This window comes from Bradyrhizobium sp. TM239 (genome assembly GCF_036247985.1).
In the GTDB taxonomy this organism is placed as follows: Bacteria; Pseudomonadota; Alphaproteobacteria; order Rhizobiales; family Xanthobacteraceae; genus Bradyrhizobium; species Bradyrhizobium ottawaense.
This window is the reverse complement of sequence record NZ_BTIR01000005.1, coordinates 659,968-681,551: the sequence shown is the minus strand read 5'-3', so window position 1 is coordinate 681,551 and position 21,584 is coordinate 659,968. Positions and strand designations below refer to the sequence as shown.

Genomic DNA, 21,584 nt, shown 5'->3' with positions numbered 1-21,584 from the left:
ACAAAACAAAAAGACTGCGCGGCAAACCTCGGCCACCTTACCCACATGCTGCGATCGCTCCGATCCCCCGCGCCCGCGACCTGTTGGGCCACGGCAAGATGAAGACACTATGACCGCCTCATGCGTCCATGGACGAACCGATCGCAGGAACCAGGGGAAGACATTCGCGCGGACCGGTCACGGACCTGCTGCGGCCGTGCTGATGCAGCCACGCATGGCGGCATGCGGCGGGTCCGATTGACACGCGCGTCGCCAACGCTACGTTGCTGAACGGAAAGAAGAAACAACAAGGCAAGGGAATCGCCGTGACACGCGTCATCGCGTTTTGAGCGCAGCCGCGCGGCCGTCGGCGCTCGCACCATTCCGCATCCGCAACTATCGCTTCCAGTGGCCGTCCGACCTGCTCACCTCCTGGGCGTTCGAGGTCGAGACGCTAGTGCTGGGCTGGTACATCCTGGTCGAGACCGGCTCGGTGCTGCTGCTCACCGTGCTTGCCTCGCTCCAGTTCGTCGGGACATTGGTCGCGCCGGTGTTCGGCATGATCGGCGACCGCATGGGTCATCGCGATCTCCTGGTCGCGATGCGTCTTGCCTATACGGTGCTCTCGTCGACCATCATGGTTTTGGCGCTGACCGGTCATCTGTCGCCGCTCAGCGTCATGATCATCGTCGCGGTCATGGGCCTGATTCGCCCCTCGGATCTCGGCGTCCGGGGCGCGCTGCTCGCCGAGATCATGCCGGCCGAGCAGCTGGTGGGTGCCATCAGCGTCGCACGCACGACCCAGGACAGCGCCCGCATCGCCGGCGCGCTGACGGGCGCGGGGCTGTTCGCCGTCCTCGGCATTGGCCTCGTTTACGTGGCGATCGCCTGTCTCTACTTCGTGGCCGCGCTTCTCATGCTGTGTCTGACCCGGCCGAAGAGGACCGTCATCACGAGCGATCTTCCGGCGAATAACCATGCCGTCTCGCGGCTGCTCGGCGATCTGAAGGAAGGGATCGTTTACGCCTGGAGTGGCCCGGGAATGCGTGCGGCACTGTGCGTCGCCTTCCTGGCCAACCTCACCGCATTTCCCTTCACTGGCGGATTGCTGCCCTACATCGCCCGGGAGATCTTTCATACCGACCAGACCGGCCTCGGTTACCTCTCGGCGAGCTTTGCCGTCGGCTCGCTGATCGGCTCCATCACGCTGAGCCTCGTCAGCGGAGTGCGCATTGCCCGGCTTCTGATCGGCGCGACACTGGCCTGGTACGCCATGCTGCTGGTGTTCGTCGAGATCAGGACCATGCCGGTGGCGATGGCCTGCCTCGTGCTCGCCGGCATCGCCCAGAGCATGTCGATGATCTCGGCAGCCGTCATCCTGATGCGAACGGCCAGTGCGCACCTTCGTGGCCGCGTGATGGGCGTGCGCATGATGGTGATCTACGGCCTGCCCATCGGATTGCTCGCGGCCGGCAGCCTGATCGACATCATCGGCTATTCCGCGACGGGTTCGCTCTATGCCGCCGCCGGCCTGATCGCGATGCTGGCGATCGCGATCCGCTGGCGCGCCGACCTCTGGCCGGTCCACGCCCCGGCCAATGCGCGGTGACCGCGCCTAATCCCCATACCCGCGCAGCCGCTCGATATCGAGGATGGTGACGCCGCCATATTCGAGCCGGAGCAGTCCCTCCTTCTCCAGCCGGTTCAGCGCGCGGTTGGCGTTCTGGCGGGACATGCCCGAGAGCGCGCCGATCTCCTCCTGGGTGATCTCCAGATGCGCGGTCGATTCCGGATAGAGGATCGGGTTGAACAGCGAGGCGATGCTGCGGGCGAGGCGCGCGGTGGCATCCAGGGTGCGGTTGACCTCGAGCATGCCGATGAACTGGCCGAGCCGTTCGTTGAGCTGACGCACCAGAAAGCGGTTGAAGCCGACGCTGTTCTCGAACAGCCACATGAAGGCGCTGCGTTCCATCAGCGCGACGCGGCTGTCGCGTAGCGCGACCACGTCATAGCGGCGCGGCTCGTTCTTGAGCACACTGCCTTCGCCGAACCAGGCCCCCGCAGTCAGCCCGGCGAGGCTGGTCTCCTTGCCGTCCCTGGAGACCCCGCCCATGCGGGCAAGGCCGCCCACCATGCCGGCCCAATAGGCAAAAATATCGCCGCGCATGAACACGGTCTCGCCGGTGCCGTAGGACCGCTCCGTGATTCCGGCGCGCGCGACCTCGATCTCCGCTTGCGTGAGCTCGCGCGACCAGGCGGCCACGCGCTTCAGATGATCTTCTGAAATCATGATCTCGCGGCCAGCCGCACCGTTTCGTCACTCCGCGTTCTGTTGCATTGCAACATGATCATTTCGGCCGCCATCCGACGAAAGATGAAGACCGCTGCCGCCCGGCAAACTTTGTCGCAGAATTGTCAGCCGGGAGACATTTCAAAATAGCGCTTTCCCCTATTGAGGACCACCTCGGACGATGCGGCTTTTGATCCCTGACGGGAACGAGAGTGGCGCGGCTCCGGTCGAGACCATCTGCTGCATGGCCTCACCGGCACCGCCGTACTAGGATCGCTGGGCAGGAACGGACGAAGAGCGCCACTAGAAAGCGCCATCACCGGGAGGGTTTCGTTTGGTGGCTACCAGTCTTGAAGTGCGCGACGTGTCCTTGCGATTCGGTGGCGTCCGGGCGCTGACCGACGTCGGCTTCTCCATCAGGGAGGGCGAGCTGTTCTCGATCATCGGCCCCAACGGCGCCGGCAAGACCTCGATCGTGAACTGTATTTCCGGTCGCTACAAGCCGACCGAAGGCCAGCTGTTCTACCAGGGCCGCGACATCACCGCCCTGACGCCGAACGCCCGCGCCTCGCTCGGCATCGGCCGCACCTTCCAGAATCTGGCACTGTTCCACCATATGAGCGTGCTCGACAACATCATGGTTGGGCGCCACCATCTCCTGAAGAACAATTTCATCACAGGCTCGCTGTACTGGCTCACCGGCGCGCGCAAGGAGGAGCTCGAGCACCGCCGCAAGGTCGAGGAGATCATCGACTTCCTCGACCTCCAGTCGGTGCGGAAGGCGCAAGCCGGCACCCTCTCCTACGGCCTGCGCAAGCGCGTCGAGCTCGCCCGCGCCATGGCGCTGGAGCCGCGTCTCATTCTCCTCGACGAGCCTATGGCCGGCATGAACTTCGAGGAGAAGGAGGACATGGCCCGCTACATCGTCGATCTCAACGAGGAATTCGGGATGACGGTGGTGATGATCGAGCACGACATGGGCGTGGTGATGGACATCTCCCACCGCGTCATGGTGCTGGATTTCGGCAAGAAGATCGCCGAAGGCGATCCGGCGACGGTGCTCGCCGATCCCCACGTCAAGCGTGCCTATCTTGGTGAAGAAGACGAGGTGCTGGTCGATCCGGATGACGCCGCACCCGCGCAGGAGAGCGCGGCATGATGGATTACGCAGGCCGCGTCGCGCAGGCCGACACCTATCCGAAGATGCTCCGGCTCAACGCGAAGGAGCACGGCAACGAAATCGCGTTGCGCGAGAAGGATCTCGGGCTCTGGCGGCTGTTCACCTGGAACGACTACCACACCCGCGTGCGCGACTTTGCGCTCGGTCTTCTCGAAATGGGCCTTGGCCGCGGCGACGTCATCGGCATCATCGGCGACAACCGGCCGGACTGGGTGGCGGCGGAAGTGGCGACGCACGCCATCGGCGGCCTCAGCCTCGGACTTTATCGCGACGTGCTGGACGAGGAGGCCTCCTATCTCCTCAACTATGGCGAGGCGCAGCTCGTCTTCGCGGAGGACGAGGAGCAGGTCGACAAGCTGCTCACCCTCGCCGACCGCGCGCCGAAGCTGAAGCACATCATCTATTCCGATCCACGCGGGATGCGGAAATACGACGACCCCAGGCTGATGTCTGCGGAGAAATTCGCCGAGCTCGGCCGGGCACGTGCCACGCGGGAGCCCGAGCTCTACGACAGGCTGGTGGATGCCACCAAGGGCGAGGACGTCGCCATCCTCTGCACGACGTCGGGCACCACGTCCCATCCCAAGCTCGCGATGCTCGCTGCCGGCCGCGTGCTCGGCCACTGCGCGACTTATCTTGCCTTCGACCCCAAGGGCCCGGACGACGAATACGTCTCGGTGCTGCCGTTGCCGTGGATCATGGAGCAGGTCTACGTGCTCGGCAAAGGCCTGCTCTGCCGGATGAAGATCAACTTCGTCGAAGAACCCGATACCATGATGAACGATCTGCGCGAGATCGCGCCGACGTTCGTGCTGTTCGCACCCCGCGTCTGGGAATCCATCGCCGCCGACGTCCGCGCCAAGGTGATGGACGCGACGCCTCTCAAGCAGCGCCTGTTCGACGTCGGCATGAGAAGTGGCCTCTCTGCGCTCGAACAGGGCAAGCGGTCGGGCCTTGCCGACGCGATCCTGTTCCGCGCGCTGCGCGATCGACTCGGTTTCACCCGGCTGCGCTCGGCCGCGACCGGCGGCGCGGCGCTCGGGCCCGAGACCTTCAAGTTCTTCCAGGCCATGGGCGTGCCGCTGCGCACGCTGTACGGCCAGACCGAGCTGCTGGGGGCCTATACGCTGCATCCCGAGGGCAAGGTCGATCCCGACACCACGGGCGTACCTATGTCCGACCAAGTCGAGATCCGCATCGACAATGCCGACGTCCACGGCGTCGGCGAGATCGTGGTGCGGCATCCCAACATGTTCCTCGGCTACTACAAGAATCCCGAGGCGAGCGTCGCCGACATCAAGGACGGCTGGATGTTGTCGGGCGACGCCGGCTATTTCAACGCGAACCAGCAGCTCGTCGTCATCGACCGCATCAAGGATCTCGCCGAGACCTCGCGCGGCGAGCGCTTCTCGCCGCAGTTCATCGAGAACAAGCTGAAGTTCTCGCCCTATATCGCCGAAGCCGTGGTGCTCGGCGCCGGTCGTGATGCGCTCGCGGCGATGATCTGCATCCGCTACTCCATCATCTCGAAATGGGCGGAGAAGAACCGGCTCTCGTTCACGACCTACAGCGATCTCGCCTCCCGCCCCGAGGTCTATGCCCTGCTCCGCAAGGAGGTCGAGACCGTCAACGCCACGCTGCCGCCGGCGCAGCGCATCTCGCGCTTCCTGCTGCTCTACAAGGAGCTCGACGCCGACGACGGCGAGCTCACCCGCACCCGCAAAGTGCGTCGCAGTGTCATCAACGAGAAATACGAAGGGATCATCGACGCCATCTACCGCGGCGATGCCGACATCCCCGTCGACACCGTGATCCGCTTCCAGGACGGCACCACGCAGCGCGTGCGGACGACACTGCGCGTGGTCGATCTCGGCGGGCACGGGCACATGGCGGAGGCGGCGGAGTGACACGATCTACCGTCGCGAGCGGTGCCGCCCTTCCCCTCTCCCCGCTTGCGGGGAGAGGCCGGAGCGCGTCAGCGATCCGGGTGAGGATGCGGGTAATCGAGCCTTCGCAAGAGGTCGTCATGCCCGGGCTTGTCCCGGGCATCCACGTTCTTCGTTCTGCGTGGCTAGGCGTGGATGGCCGGGACATGCCCGACCAGGACGCCGTGAAGGCTTTAGCACTCAAACTATCAAGTCATATGCGATTGCCCGGCCGCAAGCGGGGAGAGGCGAAGGACAGCATGACATGAACACCGCCTTCCTCATCCAGCTCCTGGTCAACGGCCTCGTGGTCGGCACGCTCTACGGCGTGGTCGCGATGTCGTTCGTGCTGATCTACAAGGCGACGCAGGTCGTCAACTTCGCGCAAGGTGAATTGCTGCTGGTCGGCGCCTGGGTGTGCTGGGCCCTGCTTGCCAAATATCAGGTGCCGTTCTGGATCGGCATGCCGATGACGCTGGTGTTCATGTTCATGTTCGGCATCGCGGTCCAGGTGCTGATCCTGCGGCCGATGATCGGCGAGCCCATCATCTCCGTGATCATGGTGACGATCGGCCTTTCCACCGTGCTGCAGGCAACGCTGAAATGGATGTTCGGCGTCAACCCGCAGCCGTTCCCGCGCGTGTTCGAGAGCCAGTCGGTCAGCCTGTTGGGCTTACAGATCCAGACCGTCTATGTCATGAGCCTGGTGGTTTCCGTCGCCATGATGATCGGCATGGCCTGGTTCTTCCGCGCCTCCAAATACGGCCTTGCGATGCGCGCCACCGCGTTCAACCAGCAGGTCGCGCAATCGCTCGGCATTTCCGTGAAAAGCGTGTTCGCGATGGCCTGGGCGATCTCGGCGACGGTGTCCGCGGTCGCCGGTGTCGTCGTTGCGGTCGTGAACGGCGTGTCCTCGGGCCTTGCCGCCTACGGCATCAAGGTGTTTCCGGCGGCGATCCTCGGCGGGCTCGACTCCGTCGGCGGCGCCGTGCTCGGCGGCATCATCATCGGCCTGCTCGAGAACGTCGCGCAATATGTCGACAGCGAGTACCTGCACTGGGGCAATCTCTACGAGATCGCGCCGTTCTACGTCCTCATCATCGTGCTGATGATCAAGCCCTACGGCCTGTTCGGCACCCACGACATCGAGCGGATTTGACCCATGGCCGGCCCTGCCCTCATTCCTGCTGGTGACTTCCGCACCTCTTATGCGGCCGACACCACGATCTTTCCGACCACGACCAGCCGCAACTTCGCGATCGCCGGCGTGCTCGCGCTGTGCCTCGTGCCGCAGTTCCTTGGCGGCTACTGGCTCAGCATCCTGATCCAGATCGGCATCTTCTCGATCGCGGCGCTCGGGCTCAACATCCTGGTCGGCTTCACCGGCCAGATCTCGATCGGGCATGCCGCGTTCTTCCTGCTCGGCGCCTTCACCTCGGCCTACATCTCCAACAACGCGCCGATACCGGTGTTCTTCGCGATCCCGCTCGCTGGCGTCGTCACCGCGCTGGTCGGCCTGATCTTCGGCATTCCGGCGGCGCGACTGAAGGGGCTTTATCTCGTCATCGCGACGCTCGCCGCGCAGTACATCCTGCTCGACTTCTTCTCCCGCGCGGAGTGGTTCACCGGCGGCTCGGTGCCGGCGAGCGCGAATCCGTTCTCGATCTTCGGCTACACGTTGCGCGGCGACAAACAGTATTTCTACGTCGTGCTGGCCTATGTGCTGCTCTGCTACATCCTCGTTACCAATCTGATGCGCACACGCGACGGCCGCGCGCTGGTGGCGATCCGCGACCATTATCTCTCCGCCGAGATCATGGGCATCAACCTGACGAAATACCGCACGCTGTCGTTCGGGCTCGCCGCCTTTTTCGCCGGCATCGCCGGCGCGCTCTACGCGCACTACCAGCTCGTGGTGTCGCAGGAGGGTTTCGGCATCGAGCGCTCGATCCTGTTCCTGGCCATGATCATCATCGGCGGCACCGGCTCGATCATGGGCACGCTGATGGGCACCGCCTTCGTGGTGCTGCTGCCGGAGTCCATGGAATTCATCAGCCTGTACCTGAAGGGCGGCGCGATCGACAAGGCTCTGTCGCTCAACACCAACATCACCTTCCTGCGCGAGATCGCGATCGGAGTGATCATCATCGCGTTCCTGATGTTCGAGCCTGACGGGCTCGCGCATCGCTGGCGGCAGATCAAGGCGTACTGGAAACTCTACCCGTTCTCGCATTGAGCGCGGGCAACTAACTTCACTTAAACAATAAACAGGAGGACCCGACCCATGACGATGAAGTCCCTTTTGAGCACCGCATCGCTCGCGATCGCGATCGCCGCATTTTCGGCCGGCGCGCAGGCGCAGATCGCGCTCGGCCATCTCGCCGACTATTCCGGAGGCACCTCCGACGTCGGCACGCCCTATGGCCAGGCCGTCGCCGACACCTTCGCCTGGGTCAACAAGAACGGCGGCGTCGGCGGCAAGCAGCTCAACGTCGACACCAACGACTATGGCTACCAGGTGCCCCGCGCGATCGCGCTGTATAAGAAGTGGTCGGCACCGGACAGCAAGGTCGCCGCGATCATGGGCTGGGGCACTGCAGACACCGAGGCACTGACCGGCTTCCTCGCCCAGGACAAGATCCCCGACATGTCCGGCTCCTATGCCGCGGCACTGACCGATCCGGAAGGCACGAGCGGCAAGGCCAAGCCTGCGCCTTACAATTTCTTCTATGGCCCGAGCTATTCGGACTCGCTGCGCGCGATGCTGATGTGGGCCGCAGAGGACTGGAAGGCCAAGGGCAAGTCCGGCAAGCCGAAATTCGTGCATATGGGCGCCAACCACCCCTATCCGAACGCGCCGAAGGCCGCCGGTGAAGCGATGGCGCAGGAGCTCGGCTTCGAGGTGCTGCCGCCGCTGGTGTTCGCTCTGACGCCGGGCGACTACAGCGCGCAGTGCCTGAGCCTGAAATCCTCGGGTGCCAACTACGCCTATCTCGGCAACACCGCGGCTTCCAACATCTCCGTCCTGAAGGCCTGCAAGACCGCCGGCGTCGAGATCCAGTTCATGGGCAATGTCTGGGGCATGGACGAGAACGCCGCCAAGACGGCCGGAGATGCCGCCAACGGCGTGATCTTCCCGTTGCGCACCGCGGTGAGCTGGGGCGGCGATGCGCCCGGCATGAAGACGGTGCTGGAGATCTCGAAGATGTCCGACGCCAGCGGCAAGGTCTATCGTCCCGTGCACTACGTCGCGGCCGTCTGCTCGGCTCTTTACATGAAGGAAGCGATCGACTGGGCCGCCAAGAACGGCGGCGCCACCGGAGACAACGTCGCCAAGGGCTTCTACCAGAAGAAGGATTGGGTGCCGGCCGGCATGGAAGGCGTCTGCAATCCCTCGACCTGGACCGACAAAGACCATCGCGGCACGCTGAAGGTCGATCTCTATCGCACCAAGGTCTCGGGCGCGACCGATGGCGACCTCAACGACCTCATGGCCAAGGGCACGATCAAGCTCGAGAAGGTCAAGACCGTCGAGCTGCCGCGCAAGCCGGAACTGCTGGGCTGGTGAGCCTCACCATCGCCCCAAACACAACTGTCATCCCCCGCCTTGTGCGCCTTGCGCACTGGGGCGGGGGATCCAGTACGCCGCGGCTTCTCAATGAATCTCCGGCGTCTCTGGAATACTGGGTCGCCCGGTCAAGCCGGGCGACGACAGCGGAGAGTTACGAAGCATGACCCAGACCGCAGAAGCTGTTCGAACCACCCCCACCGCCGTCCCAGCGCCGCCCCTCCTCGCCGTGCGCAACATCGAGGTCGTCTATGACGACGTCATCCTGGTGCTGCGCGGCCTGAGCCTCGACGTGCCCAAGGGGGCGATCGTGGCGTTGCTGGGCGCGAACGGCGCCGGCAAGTCGACGACGCTGAAGGCGATCTCGGGGTTGCTCAAGACCGAGGACGGCGAGGTCACACGCGGCGAGATCCTGTTCGAGGGCGAGCGCATCAATGGCATCGATCCCGACAAGATCGTCCGCCGCGGCATCTTCCAGGTGATGGAGGGCCGCCGCATCATCGCCGACATGACGTCGCTGGAAAACCTCAGGCTCGGCGCCTTCACCCGGAGGGACCGCGAGGTCGATGCGGATCTCGAGATGGTCTTCAACTATTTCCCGCGCCTGAAGGAACGCACCGGGCTGGCCGGCTATCTCTCCGGCGGCGAGCAGCAGATGCTCGCGATCGGCCGCGCGCTGATGGCGCGCCCGAAGATGATCCTGATGGACGAGCCGTCGATGGGCCTGTCGCCGCTGCTGGTGAAAGAGGTGTTCTCGATCATCCAGAAGATCAACCGCGACCTCGGCGTCACCATCCTCCTGGTCGAGCAGAACGCACGCGCCGCGCTGTCGGTGGCGAGCCATGGCTACATCATGGAGCAGGGCAAGGTCGTGCTCGACGGCACCGCGGACGAATTGCGCGACAACGAGGACGTCAAGGAATTCTACCTCGGCGGCGCCGGCGACCAGCGCAAGAGCTTCAAGAACCTCAAGAGCTTCAAGCGGCGCAAGCGCTGGCTTTGACAAAGCGTTTTCAAGCGAAGTGGGAACCGGTTCGCGTGAAGAAAACGCGTCAAAACAAAAGAGTCTTACTCCAGCACCTGCTCCGCTTCCGTGACTGCGCAGAGAACATGATAGAACGACGACGCGGGAATGGTGTCGATCAGCGACTTGCCGTCGCGATCGAACTGGTCGTACCAGCCGCCCTTCACGGGATGGCTGAGATAATGCCGTTCGAGCCGCACCAGCGCCGCGCGCGCTTCCTCGGCCGCGCCCGCCTCGCCAGATTCGGCCTGCGCGATCCACGCCTTCGCGATCTCGGTCTGCGGCCACAGCCGGCGCGTGCTGCGGCGGATATTGCCGATGTCGTCGCCCTCGTCGATCAGGCAGCCCGTGGCCTCGTCGCGGTACCGGAGCGCGGTCACCAGCAATTCGGCGCGCCGCTGCCCGGTCGGGCAGCCCGTGATGCGTTCAAACCCCTTCAGCAGCCAGGCCCATTCCGCCTGGTGACCGGGCTCGACGCTGACCGGCTCGATCTTCGACCAGTCCTCCTCGAAATACTCGCCGAGCGCACACTTCCGCTTGTCGTAGAGATTGGCCAGGAACAGCGCGAAGAACTCGCCGGCGCGATTCTGGAACGACAGATCGTGGGTCGCGTCGAAACACGCGATCATCGCCTCGAACAGGTGCATGTGCGGGTTCTGCCGGCGCGGCAGCGACACCGGAAGGCCTTCGTGCAAGCCCCCATGCGGCGAGCGGAGATGACTGTCGAGGAAAGCGAGCAGCGCGTCGATCTCGGCACGAACCTGGGCGTCCTGGTCGAGCGCGTAGACGGTCGCGAGCGCAAACAGGATGAAGGCGTGGTCGTAGGCATCGCGCCGGCCGTCCAGCACCGCACCTTCCGGCGTCAGCTGGTGCACATAGCCCGGCTGGCCGTCAGGCGCCTTGGCTGTGGCCAGAAGATGCTCCAGCCCCTTCAGCGCGATGGCGCGGCCCTCGGGGTACCAGCCCGTCTGCGCGGCCTTGGCGTAACAATAGATCTGGCGGGCCTGCACGAACACGCGCCGCGGCGCGGCCGCATCCGCGGTGCCGTCGCGGTGCAGCCGGTCGATGAAACCGCCTGCGGCAGGATCCCAGCCGACGGTCGACCACAGCGGCAGCGCCTCCTCGATCATACGGCCCTTCAGGCGCGCGACGACGTCCGTCGCCTCCTCCGCCGCAATGATTCCTTCGTCCGCCATCGCGTCCTCTCTAGGCCTCGCCAATGGCCGTCTGATACCCACGCCAGCGGCGGCGCGCAACGGATGCCAACACGGAAAGAACAGCCATGACCGCCCACTACGATGCCCGCGAGACGCGCGAACAAGCCGCCCGCGAGGCCGATCTGTTCTCCCGCCTCCCGGAGGTGCTGCGAGCCGCGATGGCCGCCCCGGCCTATGCCGAGCGGCTGAGAGGTCTCGATCCCGCCGCTGTGACCTCCAGAACGGCGCTAGCGGGCCTGCCGGTATTGCGCAAGTCGGAACTGCCCGCCCTGCACAAGGCCTCTGCGCCCTTCGGAGGCTTCGTGGCGGCGGAGCCGGGCTCATTCGCCCGCCTCTTTACCTCCCCAGGCCCCATTTTCGAGCCGGAGGGGCGGCAGGCCGATCCCTGGCGCGGCGCAAGGGCGTTGTTCGCGGCAGGGTTCCGCCCCGATGACATCGTCCTCAACACCTTCAGCTACCATCTCACCCCCGGCGGCTTCATCTTCGACGCGTCGGCGCGGGCGCTCGGCTGCGCCGTGATCCCGGCAGGGCCCGGCAATACCGAACAGCAATTCGAGCTGATCGAGGCCTACCGCCCGGTTGGCTACAGCGGCACGCCGGACTTCCTGAAGATATTGCTCGATGCCGCAGCGAGCTCGGGACGCGACGTCTCCTCGATCAAGCGCGCATTGGTCTCGGGGGCGGCGTTCCCGCCCTCGCTCCAGGCCGAGATCAAGGCGCGCGGCATCGACGCCTACCAGGCCTTCGGCACCGCCGATCTCGGCCTCATCGCGTTCGAGACCGGGGCGCGCGAGGGCATGGTCGTGAACGAAGACCTGATCCTGGAGATCGTCAAGCCCGGCACCGGCGATCCCGTAGCGCCGGGCGACGTCGGCGAGATCGTGGTGACGTCGCTCGATCCGCACCATCCCTGGATCCGGCTCGCCCTCGGCGACCTCACCGCAGTGCTGCCGGGCCCAAGCAAGTGCGGGCGCACCAACATGCGCATCAAGGGCTGGATGGGCCGCGCCGACCAGACCACCAAGGTCAAGGGCATGTTCATCCGCCCCGAACAGATCGCCGAGATCGGCAAGCGTCATTCCGCGCTCGGAAGACTGCGCCTCGTCGTCACACGGCAGGGCGAGACCGACGCGATGACGCTGAAGGCGGAAACGTCGGTTGCGAGCGACGCCCTGCGCGAGGAGATTGCGACAAGCTTGCGTGCCGTGACGAAACTCGGCGGAAGCGTCGAGTTCGTCAGTCCCGGCGCGCTGCCGAACGACGGCAAGGTGATTGCGGACGAACGGTAGTCTCAGCTCGACTTCGAGAGCCGATAGTTACCGAGATACAAGACGTCCAGGCCCGAACAGAAATAGGTGTGCAGCGCCTCCAGCGGTGCGTTCACCGTCGGCTGCTCGTTGATGTTGAGGCTGGTGTTGATCAGAACCGGCAACGAGGTCGCCTTCGCGAACTCGCCGATCAGGCGGCTATAGAGCGGGTTGCTGTCCGCATGGACGCTCTGGATGCGCGCGGTGTTGTCGACGTGGACCACCGCGGGCATGGTCTCGGCGACCTTCTGATTGACCGGGAACGTCACCACCATGAAGGGCGCGTCGAACGTGTCCTCGAAATACTCGGCCTGACGTTCGTACAGCACTGACGGACAGAACGGGCGGAATTCCTCGCGATATTTGATGGTGAGGTTGATGCGGTCCTTCATGCCCGCATGCCTGGGATCGGCCAGGATCGAGCGGTTGCCGAGCGCGCGCGGGCCGTACTCCATCCGCCCCTGGAACCAGCCGACCGTCTTCTGCTCGGTCAAATCGGTGACGCAGCGCGACACGGGATCGTCGAGCAGCTCGAACCGCGCGCCGATCTTGTCCAGCATCTCCCGAATCGTGTCGTTGGAATATTCCGGTCCCCAGTAAGCGTGGGTCAGCGGCGCGATCGCGTGGCCCGCCTCGGCGCATTTCATCATCGCGGCGCCGAGCGCCACGCCTGCATCATGCGGCACCGGTGGGACGTAAAGACGCTTCACGGACGGCTCGGCCGCAATCTCCATGTTCATCTTGCAGTTCAGCCCGACGCCGCCGGCGATGCAGACATCACCGCAGCCGGTCTCGGCAATCGTTGTGCGGATCACCTCGGTGGTGACGATCTCGAGCTGCTTCTGGCCGCTTGCGGCGATGTTGGTCAACCGCTGATCGAGCGGCTGACCGCGCAGCCGCCGCGGTCCCAAAATCTCCTCCATCTTCTCGGTGAAGATGCGCTCCTGCCGCGTCGAGAAATCACTGGTGAAGATCTCGGCGTCGCGCCTGCGCTTGTCGAGCTCGGGATCGAGCTCGTAATTGATGCCGTTCGGACGCAGCAGCTTGGCGAACTTGTCGAGATAGTCCGGACTGCCATAGGACGACAGGCCCATGACCTTGTACTCGTCATTGGTCATCTGATAGCCGAGATACTGCGTCAGCATCCCGTAATAGAGCCCGAGACTGTTGTTGCGGCCGAACCGCGTCAGCACGCGGAAGTCGTTGCCGCGCGCATGGGCGACGAGGCCGGAGCTGGAATCACCCGAGAAGTCGAAGCAGGCCACGGTCGCCTCCGAGAAACCGGAGCCGTAGAACGAGCTCGCGGCATGACAGAGGTGATGGTCATAGAGCTCGATCTTCGGGCTGTGGCCGAACTGATACTTGAAATATTCGGTGAGACGCTGCGTGTAGTTGGTGTAGGTCTTCAGCGGCGAGCAGATCCAGTCGACGTCGCGCATGGTGATACCGGCCTGCTTCAGGCAGAAGCCGATCGCGCCGCGCGGCAGCTCGCCGCGCGCATGTTTGGCCAGCGTGAAGCGCTCCTCCTCGGCAGCAGCGATCAGCTCCCCGTCGCGCAGCAAAACCGCCGCGCCGTCGTGATGCCCGTGCTTGATCCCCGAGCTGATTCCGATCACATACATGTCGCGTGGCCCCCTCGGGAGCCTTCTATAGAAACCGCGGCCAATGTAAATCGGCTCCGGCCCGACCGAAGCGCTCGACGCCGGCCATTTTGGCCCGATGCCGCCGGGCGCAGGAACCTTGCATCGCCCCTGCCGCTCCCGTATTACCAACCCTGCTGCGATATGGCCTGGAATTGGCCCTTCCTGGACCCCGAAACGTGCTTGAACGAACCCTCGTCACCATCGCCGAGACCGAGAGCATTGAGGAAGCCTTCCGGCGCCTGAATGCGAACATGCTCGGCATCCTGTTCGCACAGGACGCGAGCGGACGAATCGTCGGCGCCGTGACTGACGGCGACATCCGCAGGCGCATGCTCACCGGGACCACGATCCAGGACCGGGTTGCGACCTGCATCAATCGCAACTTCGTCTCGGCGAGGGCCGGCGGTCCGCGCGAACAGATCCTCAAATTGCTCGACCAGCGCGTGCACGTGGTGCCGATCCTCGATGGCGAAGGACGGCTCGTCGACGTGTTCAGCCGCGAGCTGTTCAACCTGTCCGAAGAGAGCGAGGTGTTCGCGCGCGCCCGCTCGCCGGTGCGGATCAGCTTTTCCGGCGGCGGCACCGACCTGACGCACTATTTCGTGGAGAATGACGGCGGCGCGGTCATCAACGCCACGATCAAGATGTACGCTCACGCGACATTGCGGCGCCGGAGCGATTCCAGCATCCGGATCTATTCGCACGATTTCCGCAACACGATCGAGGCCGACAATCTCGCAGAGCTCGGAACGGACGGAAACCTTGCACTGATCAAGTCCGTCGTGCGCCTGATCAAGCCGACTTACGGGTTCGAGCTCGAGGTCTCCGCCGACTTCCCGGTCGGCTCCGGCCTCGGCGGCTCGGCGGTGGTCACATCCGCCATCATCGGCTGCTTCAACGAATTCCGCGGCGACCAGTGGGACCGTCACGAGATCGCGGAGATGGCGTTCCAGGCCGAGCGGCTGATGCTCAACATCCCCGGCGGCTGGCAGGACCAGTACGCGACCGTGTTCGGCGGCTTCAATCACATGGAGTTCTTCTCCGACCAGAACACCATCGTGCCGCTGCGCCTCGACCCCAACATCATCGCCGAGCTCGAGGAGAGCCTGGTGCTCTGCTACACCGGCTCGGGCCGCGATTCCGGCGCCATCCACCGCGACCAGAAGGCCCAGCACGAGACCAGCGACGCCGTCGCCGCGGCCGCCAAGCAGAAGGAAGTGACGCGCGACATCCGGCGGCATCTCCTGCGCGGCCAGCTCCTGGAATGCGGCCGGCTGATCGACGAAGCCTGGCACGCCAAACGGAAGCTGAGCTCGAAGATCTCGTCGGACGCGATCGATGCGATCTACGATTTCGCCAAGCAGCATGGCGCGGTCGGCGGCAAGCTGCTGGGCGCCGGCGGCGGCGGCTACTTCCTGTTCTTCGTACGTCCGTTCGAGCGCTACCAGCTCATCGCCGCGCTGGAACAACAGGGGCATAGCTGTTCGCGCATCATGTTCGAGGAGAACGGGCTGCGGACGTGGAAGTCGCGCTTTCCCGCGCGATTCGCCTGACGCATATGAGACGAGAATGTTGATGACATCGCCCAAACAGCCTGCTCCGGTCCGCATCGGCAACCGTCTTCTGGGCGATGGCGAGCCCTGCTACGTCATTGCCGAGATCGGCAACAACCACAATGGCGACTTCGACCGCGCCATTGCGCTGGTCGATGCCGCCGTCGCGGCCGGTGCCGATTGCGCCAAATTCCAGATGCGCAAGCTCGACGAGGTCTATCGTGCGTCGAGCCTGTCCGGAAAGGACGACGACCTCGCAGTCGAATACACGCTCGATCTGTTGCGCCGCTTCGAGCTTCCGACGGCGCAGCAGAAGAAGATCGCCGAGTATTGTGCGGCGAAGGGCATCCAGTATCTCTGCACGCCCTGGGACGCGAACAGCGTCGCCGTGCTCGAAGGTTTCGGCGTGCAGGCCTACAAGGTTGCCTCGGCCGACCTCACCAATTTGCCGCTGCTCGCGCGCCTCGCCGCCACCGGCAAGACGCTGATCGTCTCGACCGGCATGAGCACCTCGGACGAGATCAAGGCCGCGGCGAAATTCCTCAACGCGCGCGATGCGGCTTACGTGCTTCTGCACTGCCAGAGCACCTATCCGGCTGCGCTCCACAATATCCATCTGCGTTTCATGGAGACGTTGCGCGAAATCCATCCGGTCGTCGGCTATTCGGGCCACGAGCGCGGCATCGCCGTTTCGACGGCGGCTGTCGCGCTCGGCGCCGTCGTGATCGAACGCCACATCACGCTCGACCGGGAGATGGAAGGCCCGGACCACGCCGCAAGCCTCGAGCCGGAGGAATTCAAGTCGCTGGTCTCGGGCATCCGCGAAGTGGAGGCAGCGCGCGGCGAAAAACGGGCCGAGCGTGCGCTGAGCCAGGGCGAGCTGATCAACCGCGAAAACCTCGCGAAGAGCCTGGTGGCCGCGCGCGACCTTTCGGCCGGCACCGTGATCTCCGAAGCCGACATCGCCGTGAAGAGCCCGGGACAGGGCCTCTCGCCACTGAAGATGCCGGCGCTGCTCGGCCGCAAGCTGACGCGGACGATGGCGGCCGACGACTATTTCTTCCAGAGCGATCTCGATGAAGGCGCCGCAAAAGCAAGGCGCTACCGCTTCGACCGCCCCTGGGGCGTGCCGGTGCGCTATCACGACGCCGAGCGCTTCCTGGAGATCTGCCAGCCCGACATCATCGAATTCCATCTCAGCTACAGCGACATGGAGCGCGATCCCGCGGCCTATCTGTCCGGCACATATGATCTCGGCTTCGTCGTGCATGCGCCGGAGCTGTTTGCCGGCTCCAAGCTGATGGACCTGGCGACGCCTGACGAGGCGCTGCGGCGCTATTCGCTGGAGCAGACCCAGGCGGTGATCGACATTACCCGCGGCTTGAAGAAGTACTTCCCCAAGACCAAGCGCCCGCCCATCGTCGCCAATATCGGCGGCTTCACCATGGACGAGCCGCTGCCGCCGGAGCAGAAGGCCGAGCGCTACCGCATCTTCGCGCAGAGCTTGACCGAGCTCGACATGGACGGCGTCGAGCTGACGCCGCAAACCATGGCGCCGTTCCCCTGGCATTTCGGCGGCCAGCGCCACCAGAACATCTTCATCTTCCCGGACGAGTCCGCCGCATTCTGCGCCAAGCATCACTTGCGCATGTGCGTCGACATCTCGCACACGAAACTCGCCGCCAATCATTTCGGCTTCGACTTCGCGCAAGGCCTCGCCCAGCTCGGGCCGCACACCGCGCATCTGCATTTCGGCGACGCCAAGGGGCTCGACGGCGAGGGTCTTCAGATCGGCGAAGGCGAGATCGATTTCGACGACATCGGACAGGTGCTGCGCAAGCACGCGCCGGGCGCTTCCTTCATTCCGGAAATCTGGCAAGGCCACAAGAACATGGGCGAAGGTTTCTGGACCGCGCTCGAGCGTCTCGAGGGACACATCTGATGGCGCGCAAGACGCTGGCCGTGATCGCCGCCCGCGGCGGCTCGAAGGGCATTCCGCACAAGAACCTGCTCGATCTCTGCGGCAAGCCGCTGATCGCCTGGACGGTCGAGCAGGCGCGCGCGGCGCGCGGCGTCGACGTGGTGGCCGTGTCTTCGGACAGCGACCAGATTCTCGCCGCGGCTGAAGCCGCCGGCGCGGTGGGCGTGCGGCGCCCCGACGACATTTCCGGCGACCTCGCTTCCTCCGAATCCGCCTGGCTGCATGCGCTCGATGCGACCGACGCGCGGATGGGACGGTTCGAGCGGATCGTCGCGCTCCAGGCGACATCGCCGATCCGCGAACCCGGCGACATCGAGAACGCGCTTGCGACCTTCGATCGCGACCATCTCGACAGCCTGCTCTCGGTTTGCGAGGTCGAGGATTATTTCAACTGGCATATCGGCGCGAACGGACCGGAGCCGATCAACTACGACTATCGCAACCGCCGCATGCGGCAGCAGATCGAGAAGCGCTATTTGGAGAACGGTTCGTTCTACGTCCTGATCCCATCCCTCCTGCGCGAGCAGAATAACCGTCTCGGCGGCAAGATCGGCTTTCACGTGATGGAACGTCACAAGATGTTCCAGATCGACCGTCCCGAGGACGTTAAGCTTTGTGCCGCCATCATGCGCAGTTACGGCTATGCCTGACCTCAGCGCCTTCTCGCTCAAGGACAAGATCGCGGTGGTGACCGGCGCCTCGCGCGGCATTGGCGCGGCGATTGCGACCGGCCTGCAGGAGGCCGGCGCTACGGTGTTCGGCCTCAGCCGTTCCGGGACCGCGCCGCAGGGTGTGGCCGCGCTTGCCTGCGATCTCTCCGACGACAAGGCGATCGAAAGCGCGTTCCGCACGATCGCGGCGCAAGGCGGCCGCATCGACGCATTGGTCAACGCCGCCGGCATCAGCCTGCCCCCACAGAGCGCCGAAAGCGAGCTCGCCCGCTTCCGCGCCACGGTCGCGACCGACCTCACCGGCGTCTACGCCACCATCCTTGCCGCCTATCCGCTCTTGAAGAAGGCGGGCTCGGCCGCGATCGTCAACGTCACCAGCATCAACTCGATTCGCGGCTTTCCCGGCAATCCGGGCTACGTCGCGGCGAAGGCGGGTCTTGCCGGGCTGACGCGCGCGCTCGCCGCCGACTATGCGCCCGACGGCATCCGCGTCAACGCGCTTGCGCCGGGCTATGTCGCGACCGAGATGACCGCAAAGAGCTTTGCCGATCCCGTCATGCACGAAGAGAGGCGCCGCCACACCATGCTCGGCCGCTGGGGACGGCCCGTCGACATGGTGGGAGCCGCCGTCTTCCTGGCGTCGGAAGCCTCCGCCTATGTGACCGGCCAGGAGATCTTCGTCGACGGCGGCTGGATCGCCAAGGGCCTCGCCATCAGTTCGGATAGCAAATCGTGACCGCAACGCTGCAACGCATCGGCTTCATGCAGGGAAGGCTCTCGGCCCTGGTCGACGGCAAGATCCAGGCCTTCCCCTGGGACGAATGGCGTGAGGAATTTTCGCGCGCGAAAGAGCTCGGCCTGACGCGGATGGAATGGACCATCGACCAGGAACGGCTGCGCGAGAACCCGCTGACGACAGAGCCGGGGCAGCAGGAGATTCTGGCGCTGTCGCGCGAGAACGGCGTGCGCATCCCGAGCCTGACCGGCGACTGCTTCATGCAGGCACCGTTCTGGAAGGTCGATGCCGTCGTGCGCGACGCACTCGTCGCCGACCTCGATCTCCTGATCGCCGCCTGCAGCCGCGTCGGCATCGAATTCGTCGTGATCCCGCTGGTCGACAACGGCAAGATCGAGCGCGAGAGCGAGCGCGATACGTTGATGCGTGTGCTGCTCGCACGCTCCGAGCAGTTGAAAAGAAGAAACGTCAAGATCGTCTTCGAATCCGATCTGCCGCCGGGCGAGCTTGCCCGGTTCATGGAGGCATTTCCGGCCGAGATTTTCGGCATCAACTACGACAGCGGCAACAGCGCTTCGCTCGGCTATGACAGCGACGAGGAGATCGCCGCCTACGCGCCGCGCATTCTCAACGTGCACGTCAAGGACCGCATTCGCGGCGGCACCACCGTGCCGCTCGGCACCGGCAACGCCGACCTTGCCAAAACGATCCGGCTGATCGAGCGCTCCGGCTACAAGGGCCAATACATCCTGCAAACCGCACGCGCGGCCGACGGCGACCATGCGGGCGCGCTGGCGAAATATCGTGACATGACGGTCGGCTGGATCGAGGACGCGGTGCGATGAAGCTCGATCTGACCGATCGTGTCGCGCTCGTCACCGGTGCCAGCCGCGGGATTGGGCTTGCGATCGCGACGACGCTCGCGGCAGAAGGGGCAAAAGTCGCGCTCGCCGCGCGCGGTGCCGATGCGCTCAACGCCGCGCGCGCGACCGTCGGAGGCATTTCGTCCGTCCACGTCGCCGACGTCACTGACCCCGCCGCTGTGAAAGCATTGGTCGGGGACGTCGAGAAGCAATGGGGCCGACTCGATATCCTGATCTGCAACGTCGGCAGCGGCGCCTCCGTGCCGCCGGGCAAGGAGACCGCGACGGAATGGTCGCGGGTGATGGATCTCAATCTGTTCGCCGCGACCAACATGATCGAGGCCGCCCGGCCGCTGATGGCGCGCGGCAGCGGCGACCGGGTCATCGTCTGCATCTCCTCGATCGCAGGCATGGCGGCGCTTGGCGCCCCCGTGACCTACTACGGTGCGAAGGCGGCCCTTAACGCGACCGTGCGCGGTCTCGCACGACCGCTGGCGCTGGAAGGCATCCGCATCAATGCGGTCGCGCCCGGGAACATCCTGAGCGCGGACGGCACCTGGGCGCGCAAGATCGCGGAAGACAAGCAGGCGGTCGACGACATGCTCCAGCGCGAGGTGGCATTGCGCCGGCTCGGCACGCCCGAGGAGATCGCGGACGTCGTTACCTTCCTTGCTTCGCCCCGCGCAGCCTTCATCACGGGTAGCGTGATGGTGGCGGACGGCGGCCAGCTCAGAAGCTGAACAGGAGCCTTCGATGGCAAACCCCTCCTCCCGCTACGATCTGACCGGACGAACAGCGCTCGTGACCGGCGCCGGCGGCCTGCTGGGCAAGCAGCATGTCGCGGCGCTCGCTGAATCAGGTGCGCGCGTCGTCGTCACGGACGTCGGTCTGGCGCAGGCCGAAGCGGCCGTCGCGGCGCTGAAGCAGGTCACGCCCTCAGCCGATCTGATCGCGCTCGAGATCAACGTCACCTCGCTCGACTCGGTGCGCGCCGCCAATGAGCAGCTGGCAGGCCGCGGCATCTCCGTCGACATCCTCGTCAACAACGCCGCGATCGATCCGAAGGTGACGTCGAGCCCGGGCGTCATGCACTCCTCGCGCTTCGAGGCGTTTCCGGTGCCGCAATGGCAGACCGAAATTGCCGTCGGCCTGACCGGCGCGATGCTGTGCGCGCAGGTGTTCGGCGGCGAGATGGCCAAACGGGGCCGTGGCGTGATCCTTAACATCGCCTCCGATCTCGGCGTGATCGCGCCGGACCAGCGGCTCTACCGCCAGCCGCAGGTGACGCGCGAAGAAGAACAGCCGGTGAAGCCCGTGACCTATTCGGTGATCAAGCACGGCTTGATCGGGCTGACGAAATATCTGGCGACCTACTGGGCCGATCACGGCGTGCGCGTCAACGCGATCTCGCCGGGGGGCGTCTTCAACAACCAGGACCCGGCCTTCGTCGAACGACTGACGCGCTTGATCCCGATGGGGCGGATGGCCGATGTCGACGAATATCGCGCGGCAGTGCAGTTCCTCTGCTCGGACGCCTCGAGCTACATGACCGGGCAGAATCTCGTCATGGATGGTGGGCGGAGCGTCTGGTAGCCACGCGGAGCATGAGGATGGCGAGACCGCACTCGCCGCCCCTTCAGCGGTGAT

At 64.9% G+C, this 21,584-nt stretch carries 18 protein-coding genes; 15 read left to right on the top strand and 3 right to left on the bottom strand.

The window, feature by feature from the left end:
* Nucleotides 1-325 precede the first annotated feature (325 nt).
* The gene (locus AABA84_RS11940) at nt 326-1,588 is read left to right on the top strand and encodes an MFS transporter (protein ID WP_338312149.1); all 1,263 of its coding nucleotides are present in this window, start codon (nt 326-328) and stop codon (nt 1,586-1,588) included.
* 6 nt (nt 1,589-1,594) lie between these two features.
* Here AABA84_RS11940 and AABA84_RS11935 read toward each other — a convergent pair whose 3' ends face one another.
* A complete protein-coding gene (locus AABA84_RS11935; RefSeq protein ID WP_200456135.1) occupies nt 1,595-2,269 on the bottom strand; it encodes a Crp/Fnr family transcriptional regulator in 675 nt (224 codons plus the stop codon).
* 337 nt (nt 2,270-2,606) lie between these two features.
* Between AABA84_RS11935 and AABA84_RS11930 the strand changes: the two genes are divergently transcribed.
* From AABA84_RS11930 to AABA84_RS11905, 6 genes are all read left to right on the top strand, one after another.
* Complete coding sequence (locus AABA84_RS11930) at nt 2,607-3,428, top strand: ABC transporter ATP-binding protein (RefSeq protein ID WP_212250656.1); 822 nt, start codon at nt 2,607-2,609, stop codon at nt 3,426-3,428.
* Nucleotides 3,425-5,356, top strand: a complete 1,932-nt coding sequence (locus AABA84_RS11925) for a long-chain fatty acid--CoA ligase (RefSeq protein ID WP_212250658.1) — start codon at nt 3,425-3,427, stop codon at nt 5,354-5,356. The genes AABA84_RS11930 and AABA84_RS11925 overlap by 4 nt, the downstream gene beginning before the upstream one ends.
* A gap of 283 nt (nt 5,357-5,639) precedes the next feature.
* Nucleotides 5,640-6,533, top strand: coding sequence for a branched-chain amino acid ABC transporter permease (locus AABA84_RS11920; RefSeq protein WP_212250660.1), 894 nt, complete (start codon nt 5,640-5,642; stop codon nt 6,531-6,533).
* A gap of 3 nt (nt 6,534-6,536) precedes the next feature.
* The gene (locus AABA84_RS11915) at nt 6,537-7,610 is read left to right on the top strand and encodes a branched-chain amino acid ABC transporter permease (RefSeq protein ID WP_212250662.1); all 1,074 of its coding nucleotides are present in this window, start codon (nt 6,537-6,539) and stop codon (nt 7,608-7,610) included.
* Between the two features lie 48 nt (nt 7,611-7,658).
* Nucleotides 7,659-8,942 (top strand): ABC transporter substrate-binding protein, encoded by a 1,284-nt coding sequence (locus AABA84_RS11910; RefSeq protein WP_338312148.1) that lies wholly within the window; start codon nt 7,659-7,661, stop codon nt 8,940-8,942.
* A gap of 163 nt (nt 8,943-9,105) precedes the next feature.
* Nucleotides 9,106-9,945, top strand: a complete 840-nt coding sequence (locus AABA84_RS11905) for an ABC transporter ATP-binding protein (protein WP_212250666.1) — start codon at nt 9,106-9,108, stop codon at nt 9,943-9,945.
* A gap of 65 nt (nt 9,946-10,010) precedes the next feature.
* On the opposite strand, the gene AABA84_RS11900 is transcribed toward AABA84_RS11905, so the two are convergent.
* Nucleotides 10,011-11,162, bottom strand: coding sequence for an AGE family epimerase/isomerase (locus tag AABA84_RS11900; RefSeq protein WP_338312147.1), 1,152 nt, complete (start codon nt 11,160-11,162; stop codon nt 10,011-10,013).
* A gap of 86 nt (nt 11,163-11,248) precedes the next feature.
* Between AABA84_RS11900 and AABA84_RS11895 the strand changes: the two genes are divergently transcribed.
* On the top strand, nt 11,249-12,472 hold the full coding sequence (locus AABA84_RS11895; RefSeq protein WP_338312146.1) for a phenylacetate--CoA ligase family protein: 1,224 nt from the start codon (nt 11,249-11,251) through the stop codon (nt 12,470-12,472).
* A gap of 2 nt (nt 12,473-12,474) precedes the next feature.
* On the opposite strand, the gene AABA84_RS11890 is transcribed toward AABA84_RS11895, so the two are convergent.
* Complete coding sequence (locus AABA84_RS11890) at nt 12,475-14,112, bottom strand: carbamoyltransferase family protein (RefSeq protein ID WP_338312145.1); 1,638 nt, start codon at nt 14,110-14,112, stop codon at nt 12,475-12,477.
* Between the two features lie 197 nt (nt 14,113-14,309).
* Between AABA84_RS11890 and AABA84_RS11885 the strand changes: the two genes are divergently transcribed.
* From AABA84_RS11885 to AABA84_RS11855, 7 genes are read left to right on the top strand one after another with little or no spacing between them, the layout of a single operon-like run.
* Nucleotides 14,310-15,686: a GHMP family kinase ATP-binding protein gene (locus tag AABA84_RS11885; protein ID WP_338312144.1), complete on the top strand. Its 1,377-nt coding sequence runs from the start codon at nt 14,310-14,312 to the stop codon at nt 15,684-15,686.
* Nucleotides 15,687-15,708: 22 nt separating this feature from the next.
* Entirely contained in the window at nt 15,709-17,628 is a 1,920-nt protein-coding gene (locus AABA84_RS11880) for an N-acetylneuraminate synthase family protein (RefSeq protein WP_338312143.1), read from the top strand.
* On the top strand, nt 17,628-18,317 hold the full coding sequence (locus tag AABA84_RS11875) for an acylneuraminate cytidylyltransferase family protein (RefSeq protein ID WP_095425625.1): 690 nt from the start codon (nt 17,628-17,630) through the stop codon (nt 18,315-18,317). Before AABA84_RS11880 ends, AABA84_RS11875 begins: the two co-directional genes overlap by 1 nt.
* Nucleotides 18,310-19,074: an SDR family oxidoreductase gene (locus AABA84_RS11870; protein ID WP_212250675.1), complete on the top strand. Its 765-nt coding sequence runs from the start codon at nt 18,310-18,312 to the stop codon at nt 19,072-19,074. Before AABA84_RS11875 ends, AABA84_RS11870 begins: the two co-directional genes overlap by 8 nt.
* Nucleotides 19,071-19,919, top strand: a complete 849-nt coding sequence (locus AABA84_RS11865; protein ID WP_338312142.1) for a sugar phosphate isomerase/epimerase family protein — start codon at nt 19,071-19,073, stop codon at nt 19,917-19,919. Before AABA84_RS11870 ends, AABA84_RS11865 begins: the two co-directional genes overlap by 4 nt.
* The gene (locus tag AABA84_RS11860) at nt 19,916-20,677 is read left to right on the top strand and encodes an SDR family NAD(P)-dependent oxidoreductase (protein WP_338312141.1); all 762 of its coding nucleotides are present in this window, start codon (nt 19,916-19,918) and stop codon (nt 20,675-20,677) included. The genes AABA84_RS11865 and AABA84_RS11860 overlap by 4 nt, the downstream gene beginning before the upstream one ends.
* Before the next feature lie 13 nt (nt 20,678-20,690).
* Nucleotides 20,691-21,530, top strand: coding sequence for an SDR family oxidoreductase (locus AABA84_RS11855; RefSeq protein WP_338312140.1), 840 nt, complete (start codon nt 20,691-20,693; stop codon nt 21,528-21,530).
* The last annotated feature ends 54 nt before the right edge of the window (nt 21,531-21,584 follow it).